Annotated in this window: 10 protein-coding genes; 1 reads left to right on the plus strand and 9 read right to left on the minus strand. The window is 32.3% G+C overall.

Features of this window, described 5'->3' with window-relative positions:
• Nucleotides 1-102: 102 nt before the first annotated feature.
• The 5 genes from BMY33_RS12170 to BMY33_RS12190 all read right to left on the minus strand — a co-directional run bounded on the left by BMY33_RS12170 (nt 103) and on the right by BMY33_RS12190 (nt 11,617).
• A complete protein-coding gene (locus BMY33_RS12170) occupies nt 103-1,875 on the minus strand; it encodes an AMP-dependent synthetase/ligase (protein WP_091408790.1) in 1,773 nt (590 codons plus the stop codon).
• Between the two features lie 275 nt (nt 1,876-2,150).
• On the minus strand, nt 2,151-4,550 hold the full coding sequence (locus BMY33_RS12175; RefSeq protein ID WP_091408791.1) for a M14 family metallopeptidase: 2,400 nt from the start codon (nt 4,548-4,550) through the stop codon (nt 2,151-2,153).
• Nucleotides 4,551-4,717: 167 nt separating this feature from the next.
• Nucleotides 4,718-8,383: a phosphoribosylformylglycinamidine synthase gene (gene purL / locus BMY33_RS12180; RefSeq protein ID WP_091408793.1), complete on the minus strand. Its 3,666-nt coding sequence runs from the start codon at nt 8,381-8,383 to the stop codon at nt 4,718-4,720.
• 154 nt (nt 8,384-8,537) lie between these two features.
• Nucleotides 8,538-10,388, minus strand: coding sequence for an endonuclease (locus BMY33_RS12185; protein WP_091408795.1), 1,851 nt, complete (start codon nt 10,386-10,388; stop codon nt 8,538-8,540).
• A 20-nt stretch (nt 10,389-10,408) separates the two neighbouring features.
• On the minus strand, nt 10,409-11,617 hold the full coding sequence (locus BMY33_RS12190; protein ID WP_091408798.1) for an RsmB/NOP family class I SAM-dependent RNA methyltransferase: 1,209 nt from the start codon (nt 11,615-11,617) through the stop codon (nt 10,409-10,411).
• Between the two features lie 76 nt (nt 11,618-11,693).
• Between BMY33_RS12190 and BMY33_RS12195 the strand changes: the two genes are divergently transcribed.
• Complete coding sequence (locus BMY33_RS12195; protein ID WP_091408800.1) at nt 11,694-12,773, plus strand: sialidase family protein; 1,080 nt, start codon at nt 11,694-11,696, stop codon at nt 12,771-12,773.
• A 40-nt stretch (nt 12,774-12,813) separates the two neighbouring features.
• Here the strand turns inward: BMY33_RS12195 and BMY33_RS12200 are convergent, their stop codons facing one another.
• The 4 genes from BMY33_RS12200 to BMY33_RS12215 form a co-directional block, all read right to left on the minus strand.
• The gene (locus tag BMY33_RS12200; protein ID WP_035084715.1) at nt 12,814-13,257 is read right to left on the minus strand and encodes a hypothetical protein; all 444 of its coding nucleotides are present in this window, start codon (nt 13,255-13,257) and stop codon (nt 12,814-12,816) included.
• A 10-nt stretch (nt 13,258-13,267) separates the two neighbouring features.
• Nucleotides 13,268-13,909 (minus strand): hypothetical protein, encoded by a 642-nt coding sequence (locus BMY33_RS12205; protein WP_091408803.1) that lies wholly within the window; start codon nt 13,907-13,909, stop codon nt 13,268-13,270.
• Nucleotides 13,910-13,940: 31 nt separating this feature from the next.
• Complete coding sequence (locus BMY33_RS12210; RefSeq protein WP_425284222.1) at nt 13,941-14,480, minus strand: RNA polymerase sigma factor; 540 nt, start codon at nt 14,478-14,480, stop codon at nt 13,941-13,943.
• Nucleotides 14,481-15,460: 980 nt separating this feature from the next.
• Nucleotides 15,461-17,287: an ABC transporter ATP-binding protein gene (locus BMY33_RS12215; RefSeq protein ID WP_091408807.1), complete on the minus strand. Its 1,827-nt coding sequence runs from the start codon at nt 17,285-17,287 to the stop codon at nt 15,461-15,463.
• Nucleotides 17,288-17,314 lie beyond the last annotated feature (27 nt).

The following is a 17,314-nucleotide window of genomic DNA, read 5'->3' on the forward strand; positions in this document are numbered from 1 at the left end:
ACGTTTTTCTGTTGAATTAATAAAAAAACTCCTCATAAAATGAGGAGTTTACTGATTTAAAGTTAAAGTTTTACACTATACATTTGTAATCAGTGAATTGAATTAGCCATAAATTTTACTGTATAAATCTTGGTATTTTGCTTTGATCACTCTTCTTTTTAATTTCATTGTAGGAGTAAGGTGCTCTGCTTCAATACTCCATTCGTCTGCGGTAAGTTCGAATCGTTTGATACGTTCCCACTTTCCGAATTTCTCATTATGTTCATCCACTTCTTCTTGGAAACGATCAATTACAGTTTGATTACTAACGATCTCTTCATTGGTGGCTCCAATGGCAATATTCTTTCGGTTTGCCCAGTCCTTTACAAATTCAAAATTAGGTTGGATAAATGCGGCTGGCATTTTTTCTCCATCTCCAATCACCATTATTTGTTCAATAAAACGAGATTGTTTCATTGCGTTTTCAATTACTTGAGGGGCAATATATTTACCTCCAGAAGTTTTGAACATTTCTTTTTTGCGATCGGTAATTCGTAAGAATCCTTCATTATCTATTTCTCCAATATCTCCAGTGTGGAAATATCCATTTTTGAGAACTTCTTTACTTTTTTCTTCGTCTTTATAATAACCCATCATTACTTGTGGGCCTTTTATAAGAATCTCACCATCTTCAGCAATTTTAACTTCTGTATCAGGAAGCATTTTTCCTACAGTGCCAATTTTGAAACCTTTATCTCTAATATCATTCACAGAAACTACAGGTGATGTTTCTGTTAATCCATAACCTTCCATTACATTAATGCCAGCGGCATTGAATACTCTAGCAAGTCTGGACTGTAAAGCTGCACTACCCGAAGCTATCACTTTTAGATTTCCTCCTAATGCTTCTTGCCATTTACTAAAGATTAGTTTTCTGGCAATTCCTAATTTCTTTTCGTACCACCATCCATTAGCTCCATATGGTTCATATTGTAATCCTAATTCTACTGCCCAGAAAAACAATTTCTTTTTTACACCTGTTAGATCTGCTCCTTTTGCAATAATTTTATCATATACTTTTTCTAGGAGTCTAGGAACAGCTGTCATCATATCCGGCTGTATCTCTTTCAGGTTGTCACTTATCGTTTCTAGAGATTCTGCAAAATAAATACCAATACCTCTATATTGGTATAAGTACATTAGCATTCTTTCATAAATATGACAAACAGGTAAAAAACTCAATGCTTTAACCTCTCCTCCGAAATCTGCAAATCTAGTAGCACTATGTAAGGCATTAGATACGATATTTTTATGACTTAGCATAACACCTTTAGGTCTTCCGGTAGTTCCAGAAGTATAGATTAGTGTCGCTAAATCATCTTCTTTAACAGAAGCCATGATTTTTTCTACTTCTTCTTGATTACTATCATCTTTTCCAAGCTCTAATACCTTATTCCAACTATCACATCCTTCTATATCATTAAAAGAATATACTCCTTTAAGAGAAGGAACATTATCCTGTATGTTTTTTACTTTTTGCAAAACTTCATCATCTGATACAAAACAATATACAGACTCAGAATGATTTAGGACATATTCATAATCTTCTTGAGAAATAGTAGGGTAGATAGGTACATCTTGAGCAGCTATCTGTAAAACTCCAATATCTACAATATTCCATTCTGTTCTGTTGTTGGAAGAAATAATCGCAACTTTATCATTAGGTTTAACGCCTAATCGTAAAAGACCGCGACTGATCTGATTTGCTTTATCTACATATTCCTTAGTCGAAGTCGCAACCCACTCTCCATTATATTTTGTAATTAAAGCTTTGTCTAAGTTGTGTTTTTCTAATTGGTAATGTGGAAAATCAAATAATCTAGTAATTGTATTCATACGTTGTTTCAGATATTTTTACTCTTTTTAAAAGACCCTCAGTCAACTCTATTTTTTAGAAAAATAATACAGCTAACCGTTATTATAAAGTTGCACAATTTTTTTTGAATTTCTTTAAATTCGCCTACTTTTTATTCTGGAAAGAATTTTAAGAAACTACTATGCGTGCATAGTTTCGCAAATTATAAAAAATCTAACAATACACAACCCTAATATATAAAAAAAGGAGCTATCTTTTGATAACTCCTTAATTTTTATGGGATTTAATTGAATAATTATTGTTTTACAATTTTAAAGGTTTTAACGTTTTTTCCTATTTCGATAGTTAAAAAGTATAATCCTGCAGTCAATTTTGAGATATCAAATTCTTGATTTCCAGAAACTTTGTTTTTTGCGTATATCTCTTGTCCTATTATATTTCTAAGATGTAGATTGAAATTGGAAGAAGGTGTTGCCGCAATTTTTAGTATATCTTTTGCTGGGTTTGGGAAAACCTTGAATTCCGAAAACAAATTTTCTTCAATATCTAATACATTTTGATCGAGACTATTTACAATTAAATCATCAAAAAAGAAACCATCTTCTTCAGTATTACCGTCTGATACAAATTGAAAACGGACTTTGATTGTTTCTCCAAGATAATCACTAAGATCAATTTCTTCTAGTATCCAATCTGTTTGGGTTCCATCGTATAATGGTTCTCCTGTTGGTTGGCCAGCATTGGTGCTTCCTGTGTTAGTGAACTTTCCGCATTGAGGAATCCAAGAGATTCCATCATCAATGGAAACTTCGAACTGAGTATAATCCCAATTATTTTCAATATCCCATTTGGCATTGAATTGGATATTAGCAAATGCAGCTGTACTGAGATCTATGCTTTGAGTAAGTTCTATAGTTTTATTCTGATTAGATCCATAATTTCCAGTAGGCGATTCTGTTATTGAAGCATTTGGAGAAACAAATGTAGCCGTTGTAGTAGACCATCCAGATTGCGTGTAGTCTCCTACACTGTTAGCATCATTATTTACAATGCTTTGAAGCGATCCGTACTTTTTAATAACATCTATAGATTCAGTAATTGTACCTCCATCTATTTTTATAGTATAAGAAATATCATCACCTACACCAATCATATTATCGAGATTGATTTGTATATTATCAGAGGTATCGATTCCAATTTGTGTATTACTATAGCTTTTAGGGCTACCCACACTAGTTATATTTGTGGATACCGGGACAATAGTTACTGTAAAATCTCCATTTCCGGTAATACCTAATCTCTTTAATGTATATTCAGCATTAAAAGAAGTTATTTCTCCAACAAAAAGATTTCCTATGCTTTCTATTTGAGCATAGTTGTTAGTCATTTTTGCTGCTGTAAGATTTAGGTACATCATTTCTTTACAAATACCATCTATTTGGTTTGAGGCCGGCCAGAAGGCAGTACCAACTTCCGGAGTGAAAGAAAATATTTTATTATGAGATTGTGATATACCTCCATACATGAAATCATCACTGTCACCGGCAAATGGAGCATCCCTGAGGGGATTGTAACCATTTTCCGAAGTGAGTTCATCACCTATGGCAATAAAAATATCTTCATCAGGAGTGGGAGTATTGGCTGCATAAGAATACGGGAAATATAATAATTCACCAAAAGTATGATTGTTTAATGCAATGATAAAATTGTGTTGTTCTGTGAACCATTTCATTGCTTGATTTTCTACTTCAGAAAAGGCGCTAGTACCGTGGTAAGTTTGATCGTTGGTATTATTAGATGAGCCTGGACCTCCCCAGGTAGCTGCTGCGGAATTTCCATTTGGATAGTGATCATAATTCCTGTTGTTATCGACTCCGTGTGTATTGAATCTGTTTTTTCTCCAAAGACCACCACCATTTGGATTTGTGACTTGATTATAAAGATATCCATCTGGATTTATAACAGGAACGAAATATAGCTCAGTATTATCTACAATTTGTTTAATATCTGGATCAGTATTGTAATTCTCTAATAGATACCACATATAATAAATAAGTTGTGATAAACTAGCAGGTTCTCTTGCGTGATGGATAGCGTCATATAATATTTCTGATTCATTTTCATCTACATCAGGATTGTCAGAAATACGCACCCATTGTATTGTATTGCCGCCTATGGATGGAGAAACAGAATTATCTGGAGTACCATTAGTTACAAACGTTCCAATATCAGCTCTTGCTGAAATTAATGTTGGATATTGAGCTCTCATAGCATCAAGATTATCTAACATTTCTTGATAGGTTAAATATCCTCCCATAGATCCAAGAGAAAAGTTAGATGGAGTAGGGTAGCTATTATTGGTTCCGTTTCCAGAGGGACATGCAAGATTTAGGATCGCTTTTTGATTTTTTGCCCTTTCATTTCTTTTAATAAAATCGGTTTCTGCATCTTCAATTATAATTTCAACGGCAAAACCAAGGTCTTTTGCGGTCTGAATTTCTCCAATAGAAAAATCAGAAATAATAAAAATACCTCGTTTATGTTGTCCGTGATCCATTGGTACTCCAGCATCCATAAGAATTTTGAAGTTCTCCGGAGTATTATAAGTAATTTTAGCTCTACTATATGAAGGTTTTGTTTGAGCTATAATTATAGTTGAAACTAATAGAACTAGAGTGCTAAATATTTTTTTCAAGGGCTTTGGTATTTAGGTTTTAAAATAGTTGTAGTATTTGGATAAAAATACTGATTAAATAATCAATTATAATACCCCATTGTTATATCCAACCATTATAGATATATAACAGCTGGATTATAATTAACCCTAAATAAATTAGAATAATAATTTATGAATTTATGTGATTATTGATTCTTAATCCATTTTCTTGCATTTACAAAAGCTTCTATCCAAGGTGATACTTCATCTTGTCTTCCTTCGGGATAATTAGCCCAATTCCATTGAAATGTAGAGCGCTCAATATGAGGCATCATTACTAAATGACGTCCAGTTGTGTCACACATCATCGCAGTGTTGTAATCGGATCCATTAGGATTTGCAGGATATCCTTCATATCCGTACTTAGCAACTATGTTATATTGATCTTCAGAAAGAGGAAGATTAAATTTCCCTTCACCATGAGAAATCCATACTCCTAATGTACTTCCTGCTAATGTGGATAACATGACTGAATTGTTCGCTTGGATTTTAACCGAAGTAAAATTGCTTTCATGTTTATGAGAATCATTGTGGCGCATTTTTCCGTGCTCACTATGATCTGGATTGATTACTTCTAATTCCATGAACAATTGACAACCATTACAAATACCCACAGATAAAGTGTCTTCTCTTTTGAAAAAGTTTTTAAGAGCAGTATTGGCTTTTTCGTTATAAAGAAAAGCACCTGCCCAACCTTTAGCAGAACCAAGAACATCACTATTGGAGAATCCACCAACAGCACCAATAAATTGAATATCTTCTAAAGTTTCCCGACCGGATATAAGATCCGTCATATGTACATCTTTTACATCAAAGCCAGCTAAATACATAGCATTTGCCATCTCGCGTTCAGAATTACTTCCTTTTTCACGAATGATAGCGGCTTTTGGTCTTGGTTGATCATTATCAATTACTGGAAGTTGTCCAGTAAAGTGTTTAGGAAAAGTATATTCTAAAGGCTGGTTTGCAAAATTACTAAATCTATCTTTAGCTAGATTATTTGCAGTTTGTTTCTGATCTAATAGGTACGAAGTTTTATACCAAGTTTTTCTTAATTTTTCGATATCAAAATCATAAGAATCATCTAAGTTTTTGATTCCTACAGAAGCTTTATTGGTTACTTTTCCAATATTAAAAAATGGTATGTTGTTTTTAGAAAGTATAACTTCTATATCTGAATTGTTTGCGCTTTGAAATACTATACCTGCGTTTTCCGAAAATAATAACTTGATAGTATCTTGTTCTCCAAGTTTAGAAAGGTCTAAGGTTGCTCCTAGATTAATATCTGCAAAGCATAGTTCCAGCAAAGTAGTTATTAAACCTCCAGAAGCAATATCATGTCCAGCTACTATTTTACTTTCTCGTATTAGTTGTTGGATAGTATTAAAAGTGTTTTTAAAACTTTCGGCATCCTTAATATTAGGAGCTTTAGAACCAATTTTATTTGTTATTTGTGAAAAAGATGAACCACCTAATTCATAAGTGTCTTGCGATAAATTGATATAATAAATATCTCCGCCATTTTTCTGAAGTACTGGCTCTACCACTTTAGTAATATCATTACAATTAGCTGCTGCAGAAATAATTACAGTACCAGGAGAAATTACTTCTTCATTAGCGTATTTTTGCTTCATAGAAAGAGAATCTTTTCCAGTAGGTACATTGATCCCTAAATCAATTGCAAAATCAGAAATAGCTTTTACTGCTTTATATAACCTAGCATCTTCACCTTCATTTTTGCAAGGCCACATCCAGTTAGCTGATAAAGAAATGGATTGTAATCCATCTTTAAGTGGAGCCCAAATAATGTTACTCAAAGCTTCGGCAATAGAATTTTTACTTCCTGCTTCGGGATTAATAAGTCCTGAAATAGGGGAGTGTCCAATAGATGTAGCAATACCTTCGTTAGAAGTATAATCTAAAGCCATTACTCCACAATTATTAAGCGGTAATTGTAATGGTCCTGCACACTGTTGTTTGGCAACTTTTCCTCCTACACATCTGTCTACTTTATTAGTAAGCCAATCTTTACAAGCAACAGCTTCTAATTGTAATACTTGTTCAAGATATTGATGTATATTTTCTTTTTGATAAGATATCTCTTTATAATTACGATCAATAGTTTTATCATTCATGATAGTTTTAGGAGAACTACCAAACATATCTTCTAATGCCAAATCCATTGGTTTATCACCTTTGGTTTTAGACTGAAAAGTAAAACGGTCATCACCTGTAACATCACCTACTTGATACATTGGAGAACGTTCACGATCAGCTATACGTTCTAAAGTATCAATATCTTTTTGTCCAATAACCAATCCCATTCGCTCCTGAGATTCGTTACCAATAATTTCTTTTGCTGATAAGGTAGGATCTCCAACAGGTAATTTATCAAGATCAATTTTTCCACCGGTTTCTTCTACTAACTCAGAAAGACAATTTAGATGTCCACCAGCTCCATGATCATGGATAGAAACAATAGTATTTATTTCACTTTCTACCATACCTCGAATAGCATTGGCAGCACGTTTTTGCATTTCTGGATTTGAACGTTGGATGGCATTTAATTCGATACCACTACTAAACTCGCCAGTATCTGCAGAAGATACTGCAGCTCCACCCATACCGATTCGATAATTCTCTCCACCAAGAATAACAATTTTATCACCGGTTTCAGGTTTATCTTTAAGCGCTTGTTCGTTTTTACCATATCCGATACCACCAGCTTGCATAATAACTTTGTCAAAACCTAATTTACGAGCATCTTCTTCGTGTTCAAAAGTTAATATAGATCCAGTGATTAACGGTTGTCCAAATTTATTTCCAAAATCGGAAGCTCCATTAGAAGCTTTGATTAGAATATCTACTGGAGTTTGATATAACCATTTTCTTTCTTCTACGGATTGTTCCCAAGGACGATTTTCTTCTAATCTAGAATAGGATGTCATATATACAGCAGTTCCTGCTAACGGCAAAGAACCTTTTCCACCTGCAAGACGATCTCTGATTTCTCCACCAGAACCTGTAGCAGCGCCGTTAAATGGTTCTACCGTGGTAGGGAAATTGTGTGTTTCAGCTTTTAGCGAGATAACACTTTCATATGGTGTTTCTTGATAGAAGTCAGGTTTGTCAGCACTTTTTGGTGCAAACTGAGTTACCTTAGGACCTTTTATAAAAGCTACATTATCTTTATATGCAGAAACAATATCGTTGGGATTTGTTTCAGAAGTCTTCTTTATTAATTTAAAAAGAGAGGTTGGCTGTTCTTCTCCATCGATAATAAAAGTTCCATTGAATATTTTATGTCTACAATGCTCTGAATTCACCTGAGAGAAACCAAAAACTTCTGAATCGGTAAGCTTTCTTCCGATTTTTTTAGAAATCCCTTCTAAATACGCTACTTCTTCTGTACTAAGTGCTAATCCTTCAGATTTGTTATATGCATCGATATCATCAATTTCGAGAATAGCTTCAGGTTTAATATCGATGGTGTAAATATCTTGATTTAGATTCGTATACTTTTGCGAAAGCATAGGGTCAAAATCAACAAAATTTTCTGCAACGGCTTTGAATTCTTCAATTCTGATAATTCCTTGAATCCCCATATTTTGGGTGATTTCTACTGCATTAGTACTCCAAGGTGTTATCATTGCGGCCCGCGGACCAACAAAAAAAGCGTCAATAGACGCCGTTGAGATTTTAGGTTGGTTGCCAAATAACCATACTAATTTTTTGATATTTTCTGTTGAGATTTCATCAGTAGTTTGTACTGTAAATACTTTCTCATTTTGATTTCCGAAGAAGTGGATCATGCTCCCAGACTTTGTGTTGTTTTTAATAAACCGCAAATTTACTACTTTTCTTAAGAAAGTATTGTATAAAACTTTATAGGAATGATTGAGTTGTTCACTAAATTTTAAACAATAATCAAAAATAAAAAAAGCGGCTAAACTGCCGCTTTTCGTTTTATCGTATAATTACCTTTTTGGTAATGCTTTTTTGAGCTGAAATAATTTCTAGCAGAAGCATTCCTTGCGGCAAGTTTGATATCTGAATGGTTTCTTCAATATTCTTTTTAGAAATAATTCGTTTACCTGTGATGTCATAAATATTTAACTCATTATTGATGTCATTAGGAATACTGATAGTTATAGAGCCATCTATTGAAGGGTTTGGATATAAGCTAAAATCATCAATAATTTCATCATTGACACTAAGGGTGTTATTGCCTTCAATTTGGAAGTTGTCTATAGTCCACCTTGTAGCATTACCGCCATCCGTATCATATTTGAAAGCAAAATATACCTGCTCAGTTATTGTAGAAAGATCAATATTCGAAAATTCATTACTATCAGAGGTTCCATTTCCAGAAGGATGTACTGGTATCGTAACATTTGGTACAGAAGTCCAATTAAAATTAGATGGGTTTCCATTTCCATCGTAATCCGATGAAACTAATAATTCTAACACCGTGTTTCCAAATTCTGATCTTGTATAAAAACTTAAAAGCTCACTATTAGTATCATTAAAGTTAATAGGATTAGTAGTTATTAGCCAATCAATACTTGGTATTGTACTACCACCACTGAAAGCGTTCATTTGATAACCACCAGAGTTATTCTGGCCAGCATCGGTATCGCAAGTCCAATCTTGATCACTGGTTTCGCTTATACTGGTAAAATTATTGGTTACTGTATTACAATCATTGAAATTTTCATTAATTAAAAAATTCGGAGTGGATAATGTGGTTATAGTTATTAAATTACTTCCTGTAGAGATATTTTCGGAAAGGTCTACTGCAAATACCTGAATGTCATATGTTGTTTCAGCTGTTAATGAGGTAATATCTGCGATAGTATTTATAGCACTAGTAATATAATTTCCATCAACAAAAATATCATAGCGAATCACTTCGGTATTGTCTGTGGCTTCAGTCCATGAAATTGTTATTTCATTAGATTCAATCTCATCTGCGCTAAGATTAGTTGGCATAGAAGGTATCTCGTTATCAGAAGGTGTATTGTTCCAAATATTTTCTGCAACAGGCCCTCCCCATATTTGAGTAGCTAAGTTAGGGTTGTCTATGAAAGGATTTCGGTTTCCTTGTGCATACAGATCTGTTGTGTTATGGTAATTATTCCGATTAATTTCTATTCTGGACACTGGGTCTTCTGCGTTCCACTCTAGTAGTGTATCAATCATATTTGAATCTACGCTATTAATTGTACCAACCGTTACATTAGATGGAAGTGCTCTATCTCCATAGCGCACGTACATATATAACATCATTCGTGCGATATCTCCTTTCCATTCATCTCCTGGATACCAATCTCCTTGAGCAGTAATCCCTGAGTTACCATTGCCATCAGCGAATTTCCTGTTGCTACGACTGCTGTTTCTTTGAACATCGGAAGGTCTAAGATGATGTGCATCTGCTCCAGGACCCTCTAAACCAAGATTAGGAGTTCCTAAAGATCTGGCGTAAGTGTGTTCTCTATTCCATTCACCGTTATCACCTCCATTATTGTTTTTCCCTCTGCTTATATCGTTAGTAACATCTCCATCTGTACCATTCTCGTATCCATAAATTAATATAACATTGTTTACATCGTTTGGATCTTCATCTGTAATTCTACTTGCCTCCCATATACCAGGAGTATAAGACAAAAAATTAACGTGTGTTTCTAGAATTTTAGTAGCAAGTTCATCTCTAAGTTCAATTCCTGTTTTAGTAAGGTCTACGTTATTATAATAAGGTTGTTGACTATAGGTAAAGTATGTTCCTAATAATAAGAGAAAAAGTATTCTTGTTTTCATTATATGTGTGATGTGTTGAGTTATTTTCTTTCTAATAATGCCATATAAAATCCATCAAATCCAGATTCTGAAGAAAGCACCTTTTTATCTTTAACAAAGGTGAAATCTTTTCCTATTTCTTTCGTTAAGAAAGCTTTAACTTGATCTTGGTTTTCTGAAGGTAATATAGAACAAGTTGCGTATACTAGCTTTCCACCAGGCTTAACCATTTTAGCATAACTTTCTAAAATTTCTGATTGCGTTTGTTTGATTTTATCTAGAAATTCTGGTTGTAATTTCCATTTAGCATCAGGATTTCTGCTTAATACACCTAACCCGCTACAAGGAGCGTCGATTAAAACGCGATCAGCTTTGTTATGAAGTTTCTTTATGTCTTTAGTGCTTTCGATGGTTCTCGGTTCGATATTGTGAGCACCTGCACGTCTAGCTCTTCTTTTAAGTTCTTTTAGTTTGTTACTATAGATATCCATAGCAATGACTTGACCTTTATTCTCCATTAATGCTGCCAAGTGTAATGTTTTTCCTCCAGCTCCTGCGCAAGTATCTACTACTCGTTGACCAGGTTTTACATCTAAAAATTCAGCTACTAATTGTGATGAAGCATCCTGTACCTCGAAAAATCCTTTTTTAAAAGCTTCAGTAGAAAAGACATTGGCTCGTTCTGTAAGTTGAAGCGCCGAAGAATATCCTTTTATAAATTCGGTATCAATGTTTTCATCTTCGAGAATACCTCTAAGTTTATCTCTAGATATTTTCAATAGATTTGCTCTTAGTATAACTGGTGCTTGTTCATTTAAAGCAGCAATTTCTTTTTCCCATTTAGATCCAAGTTCTTTTTCTCCTAATTCATCCATCCAATCAGGTATAGATTCTCTAAATTTTCGAATCTTGCTTAATTCATCAAAACGACCTTTAATACGTCTGGTTGGAGTAGGGGCGATTTGCTTCCAATCTGGTAAAGTAATTCCTCTAAGTGTAGCCCAAACTGCAAATATTTTCCATAGGTTTTCTCTTGAATAATGCTCAGAGATGTCTGCAATTTCAGAATAGAGACGTTTCCATCTAACTATGTCGTATACAGTTTCTGCGACAAAACTTCTGTCACGTGAGCCCCATCTTTTGTCTCGTTTTAGTAATTTCTGAACTACCTTATCTGCATAAGCTCCTTCATTAAAAATTTCATTAAGTCCATCAATTACAGCAAAGACCAGATTTCTATGTAAACGCATCCTTTATTTTTTTAAGGTTTGCAAAGGTAATCCTTTGCTTTAGAATAGTGTTATATTTGGTTTAAAAATATTGGGTATGAGATTTTTACTGTCACTAATTGTTGTAATATTTCTTTTTAGTTGTAGTACTGAAAAACGTATGATCATTAAACATGATTTTTCTGCGGTAACAGTAATGCCTTTTTATAGTGATACAGTAAGCATAAGAGCTATCGAAATAAGTGATGATCAATTAATGTTTGCTGGAAGTAATGGAATATATGGAACTTTTGATATTGATGAGAAATTTAATATAAATAATAAGAAAATTGCCATCTTAGGTTTTGAAGGAAAGAAAAATCAATTTAGAGCTATTGCACAAACCAAAACGAACTTTTTTGTATTGAGTATTGAATCTCCAGCGCTATTGTACCAAGTAAATAAGGAAAGTAGAGAGGTGAAATTGGTTTATAAAGAACATCATGATAAAGTATTTTATGATGCTATGGTGTTTTGGGATGATACTGAAGGAATTGCCATGGGAGATCCAACAGACGGATGTTTATCTGTTATAATTACCAGAGATGGAGGCGAAACTTGGAGCAAACTTTCTTGCGATGTATTACCCAATACAGCAGAAGGTGAAGCTGCGTTTGCGGCTAGTAATGGAAATATAAGAATAATAGGTAATGATGTTTGGATTGTATCTGGAGGGATAAAATCCAGAGTGTTTTATTCATCAGATAGAGGTAATAGTTGGGATGTTTCTACAACCCCTATACTTCAGGGAACCGAGACTTCGGGAGCTTATTCATTGGATTTTTATGATAAAAGTAATGGAATAATTTTCGGAGGAGATTATACAAAACCAGAAGTAAACAAAAAAAACAAAGCCATTACCAATGATGGAGGTAAGAATTGGAGTTTAATTGCTGATGGAGTGGGAGCTGGATATAAGAGTTGTGTACGTTATGTACCTAATAGTGGAGGAAAAGAAATTGTAGCGGTTGGCTTTACAGGAATATCTATTTCAAGTGATTCGGGAAACACTTGGAAAGATATTAGTACAGAAAGCTTTTATACAATTCGTTTTATAAATGATAGTATTGCAGTTGCTGCTGGAAAAAATAGGATGGCAAAATTAATTTTTAAAACAAAAAAAGTAAATGATCAATAAGGTTCATTTACTTTTTGTACAATATAGGTAAGATCTATTATTACTTTCCTTGCCGCCTATTACGTAATTGTTTTAATAGACGTTTATTGAAATCCATTTCTGCTTTTACCAGTTTTAGGATTTTTTTATGCGGAATCACTTGTCTTAAATCTGAAATTAGTTTTTTACGAGTAAGGAATTTTTTTTCTTCTGCTTTAATGTAGTTGTTTAAAAATTCTTCTGATTCTTTTTCACTTAAGTTTTCGAAACCATTTGCCTCTTTTATTGCTTTAATTGACTTACGCTCCTTTCTTTTGAACCCTTCCATAGTCTCCTCATGCTCATTATAAATAGGCCAAAATTGTTGTGCTTCCTTGCTGCTCAAGTCTAGTTGTTCCGTTATGTAAGCTATTTTTAAAGCTTTTACTTTTCCTCTAGGTCCTCTTTGACCAAAAGAGAAGTTAATAGTAAAAACGATAATAAATAGTAATAATATCTTTTTCATGTGTTCTTTTTTATTCAACATATATAATTTCATCCTCTAATTCTTCATCTGATAAATAGTTTTCTAATTCTTCATCAGTAATATCTTCGTCGCTAAATGTATTTGTTAGGTTAATTTCTTCGTCTAATAATTCTGCAATTTCAGAATCACTAAATTCTGCATTTCCTTCATCGAAATATTCTTGAATATCTACTATGTCAACAGAATCAAAACTAAAAGAATCTTGTCCTTTATTTATTGATATAGAAATTATAATAGCTATCATAGCAGCTATACCAGAGATATATAAAATGTTTTTCCGAGATAAAAGTGATATTATTTTAGGTTCTTGATTGGTATTTATTGTTTTTTGTAGAATAGTGTTCTCTACATTTTCAAAGTATTTTTCAGGAGTGCTTAATCCCGTTTTGATACCACCAGCTAATATAGAAGATTCCTGATTCTCAGAATTTATGTTTTTAAATATATCGTGCTCAAGCTTATCAAAATAGTTTTCTGGAACTTTTAAACCAGAGTTAGCTTTATTGGGGAGTGCAGAATTGACTTGATCATCCATAGAAATTTTTTCAAAAAGTTTCTCTTCGAAATTTTCGAAATAATCACTGGGAACTTTAAATCCTTCTTTGTTGTTATGTAAATTATTATTTTTCACTATATCTAGGACGCTGTAAATGTAAAAAGGTTTAATTAGTTTTTAAATATTCTTCGATTTTTTTGGACGCTAAATGATAGGATGCTTTTAGTGCTCCTTCACTAGTTTCCAGAATTTCAGAGATTTCTTTATATTTTAATTCTTGAAAATATTTCATATTAAATACCTGTTGTTGTTTTTGAGGTAATAATGCTATTGCTTTTTGTAGCTTAAGTTGGATTTCATCTCCTTCAAAATATACATCGGCTTCTAAGTTTTCAATAAGTTGTTGTTGTAGTTCTTCATTACTAATATTATACTTTTTTGCTTTTTGATTCAAGAAGGTGATTGACTCATTGGTTGCAATTCTATACATCCAAGAATATAATTTACTATCTCCTTTAAATTTTGAAATGTTTTTATATACTTTTATAAAGACATTTTGTAGGATATCATCGGTGTCGTCATGATTTTTGATCATATTTCTTATGTGCCAATATAACCGTTGCTTATACATAGATACAAGCTTAGTAAAGGCATTATTTATGTCTTTATCTGTTTGTAACGCTATAAGTAAGTCCTCTTCTTGAATATTCAATAGTAAATAATGATTTAAGTAATGATTAGTATACGCTAGTTTACTATTAGACTAAAATAACAAAAAAAGGTTTAATATGATATTGAATTATTTTCTTTGTAAGAATTTGTAGGAATAAATATATTATTTCTGCTAAAACAATATATTTTTTGGACAAAATACACAATAAATTTGTTTTATTAAAAAAATGTATTATCTTTACATTGTAATTTAGAAAAGATACTTTCACATTTTTAAAATGTAGAATTCAAAAAAATAATTTTAGTTTTTATTTTATATTAAGCCCCTATATTAAGATGATTTGTTTCAATTAAAAGAGTGTTTCCGCACTCTTTTTTTTGTTTTCATTGTTTTTTTAGTTTCTTACTTTTTTATTTTTAAAGTAAGAAAAATACTACTTTATTGTTATTTTTGATTTGATTTTTATGTTTTAATACATTTTTTATAGATAAAAAGCATATAAAGTTTGCGTGTTTACAAAATTATAGTATCTTTACATTGTAAATAAGAGTTAACGCTTTCATTTTCCCCAAGATGAAAGATTTTAATAAAAATGAGTTTTAATTTTAGATTAAGCCCCTAAATTAAGATGATTTGTGTGAAGAAAAAGAGCGTGGAGACGCTCTTTTTTGTTTATATGTATATCTGTCCTCATGTACTATAATTGAATAATAAGTATTTGAAAAGTAATTTAAAAGTAGGTTTTTACTTACTCTTTTATTGATTTATGTGTTTTTAAATGTTAAAAAGTTAGTTTTTATAGATAAAATACATTTTTTGTTTGCGTTATACAAAAATAGTTCTATATTTACACTGTGAAAATGAGTTAGTACTTTCATTTCCCCCAAAATGAAGGTTTTTATAAAAGTGAGTTTTAATTTTAGATTAAGCCCCTAAATTAAGATGATTTGTGTGAAGAAAAAGAGCGTGTAGACGCTCTTTTTTGTTTTATAAATATTTGATAATCATATGATTTAGTTGTCAAATGATTGCATGGTAACTAGTTTTTGATAAGCTCCATTCTTAGCAATAAGTTCTTCGTGAGTTCCTTGCTCTACAATACGCCCTTTTTGCATTACAACGATTAAATCAGAATTTTGTATAGTTGATAGCCTATGTGCAATAACGATACTTGTTCTATTTTTCATCATATTTTCTAAGGCAGATTGAACTAAACGTTCACTTTCTGTATCCAAAGCTGAGGTAGCTTCATCCAAAATCATAATAGGTGGATTTTTTAATACAGCTCTTGCGATCGAAAGTCTTTGTTTTTGACCTCCACTTAGCTTGTCTCCACTATCTCCAATTACTGAATTAAGCCCTTCTGGTTTTTCTTTTACAAATTCCCAAGCATTGGCAACTTTTAAGGCGTTAATAATTTCTTCATCGGTTGCATCTTCCTTACCTATTAGTAAATTGTTTTTGATAGTATCATGAAACAAAATAGAATCTTGTGTAACTAATCCCATTAAGCCTCTAAGAGAATTTTTAGTAATATCTTTAATATCAACTCCATCAATTTTTATAGCACCTTTATTTACATCATAAAATCTAGTGACCAAGTTAGCTATGGTAGATTTACCACTACCGGATTGGCCAACTAAAGCTACCGATTTTCCTTTAGGGACAGTAAGATTGAAATCGTTTAAAACATATTCATCTTCATATTTAAATGATATGTTTTCTAATCGAATGTCTGTAGCAAAGTCGTTTTTTACTGCAGCTTTTGGTTTATCTTGTAATGGTGAATTTGTATTAAGAATTTCTAATACACGCTCCGCAGCAGCGTTTCCTCTTTTTACTCCGTAACTTGCTTTAGAAATAGCTTTGGCCGGAGTTAGAATATTATAAGCAAGGCCCATATAAACAATAAAAAGACCTGGATCTAATGATTTTTCAACGAGTACCATTTGACCACCATACCATAATAGTATAGCTATTACAGTAATTCCTAAAAATTCGCTTGTAGGCGATGCTAGGTTTTGCCTATTTAATAGTGAATTCGAAAAATTGTAAAACCTTAATGTAGATTCTTGAAACTTTTTCCCAAAAATATTCTCGGCATTAAACCCTTTAATAACTTTTAATCCTCCTAACGTTTCCTCTACTATGGATAGAAAGTACCCTTGCTCTTTCTGAACTTTATCAGAGTGTTTTTTAAGTTTTTTTCCGATTAAGGAAATTAAAAAACCTGAAACTGGAATAAAAATAAAAACAAATATCGTTAGCTTCACACTAATTAATAACATCGCACATATAGTGAATATAATCATTAGCGGTTCTCTTACTATCAATTCTAATATAGATAAAAAGGAATGTTGAATCTCCAATACGTCTGTAGAAATTCTGGCGATAGTGTCTCCTTTTCTTTTTTCTGAAAAGTAAGAAAGAGGAAGATCTACTGTTTTTTGATATAATTCATTTCTAATATCTTTTAATACTCCATTTCTTAAAAACGTAATGAAATACATAGCTAAATAGCTAAAGATATTTTTCATAAAAAACATAGTAATGACTAATACAACCATAAATAGGAGTACATCATCATTTCCTTGTTCTGCTTTTTGAGTAACAAAATAGTTAAGATAACTTTCCGCGTATTCTCTAATTTTTAAAATACCATTCCATTCAGGCTCTTGACTAACTCTTTTAGTCTTGTCGAAAAGAACATTTAACATTGGGAATAAAGATACCATTGCCAGTGTTCCGAATAGCGCATAGAAAATATTTGATATGATATTTAATATTGCATATATTTTATAAGGTTTCGCAAAGCGAAGGATTTGTTTAAAGTAATTCATTAATTATTTTAGAAACGGTAATAACCG

Source organism: Aquimarina amphilecti (assembly GCF_900109375.1).
In the GTDB taxonomy this organism is placed as follows: domain Bacteria; phylum Bacteroidota; class Bacteroidia; order Flavobacteriales; family Flavobacteriaceae; genus Aquimarina; species Aquimarina amphilecti.

What these genes read in the sequence shown, in the direction of transcription:
- BMY33_RS12170 (WP_091408790.1), bottom strand. Translation starts at nt 1,875, where the DNA reads ATGAATACAATTACTAGATTATTTGATTTTCCACATTACCAATTAGAA.
- purL (WP_091408793.1), bottom strand. Translation starts at nt 8,383, where the DNA reads ATGATCCACTTCTTCGGAAATCAAAATGAGAAAGTATTTACAGTACAA.
- BMY33_RS12185 (WP_091408795.1), bottom strand. Translation starts at nt 10,388, where the DNA reads ATGAAAACAAGAATACTTTTTCTCTTATTATTAGGAACATACTTTACC.
- BMY33_RS12190 (WP_091408798.1), bottom strand. Translation starts at nt 11,617, where the DNA reads ATGCGTTTACATAGAAATCTGGTCTTTGCTGTAATTGATGGACTTAAT.
- BMY33_RS12195 (WP_091408800.1), top strand. Translation starts at nt 11,694, where the DNA reads ATGAGATTTTTACTGTCACTAATTGTTGTAATATTTCTTTTTAGTTGT.
- BMY33_RS12200 (WP_035084715.1), bottom strand. Translation starts at nt 13,257, where the DNA reads ATGAAAAAGATATTATTACTATTTATTATCGTTTTTACTATTAACTTC.
- BMY33_RS12215 (WP_091408807.1), bottom strand. Translation starts at nt 17,287, where the DNA reads ATGAATTACTTTAAACAAATCCTTCGCTTTGCGAAACCTTATAAAATA.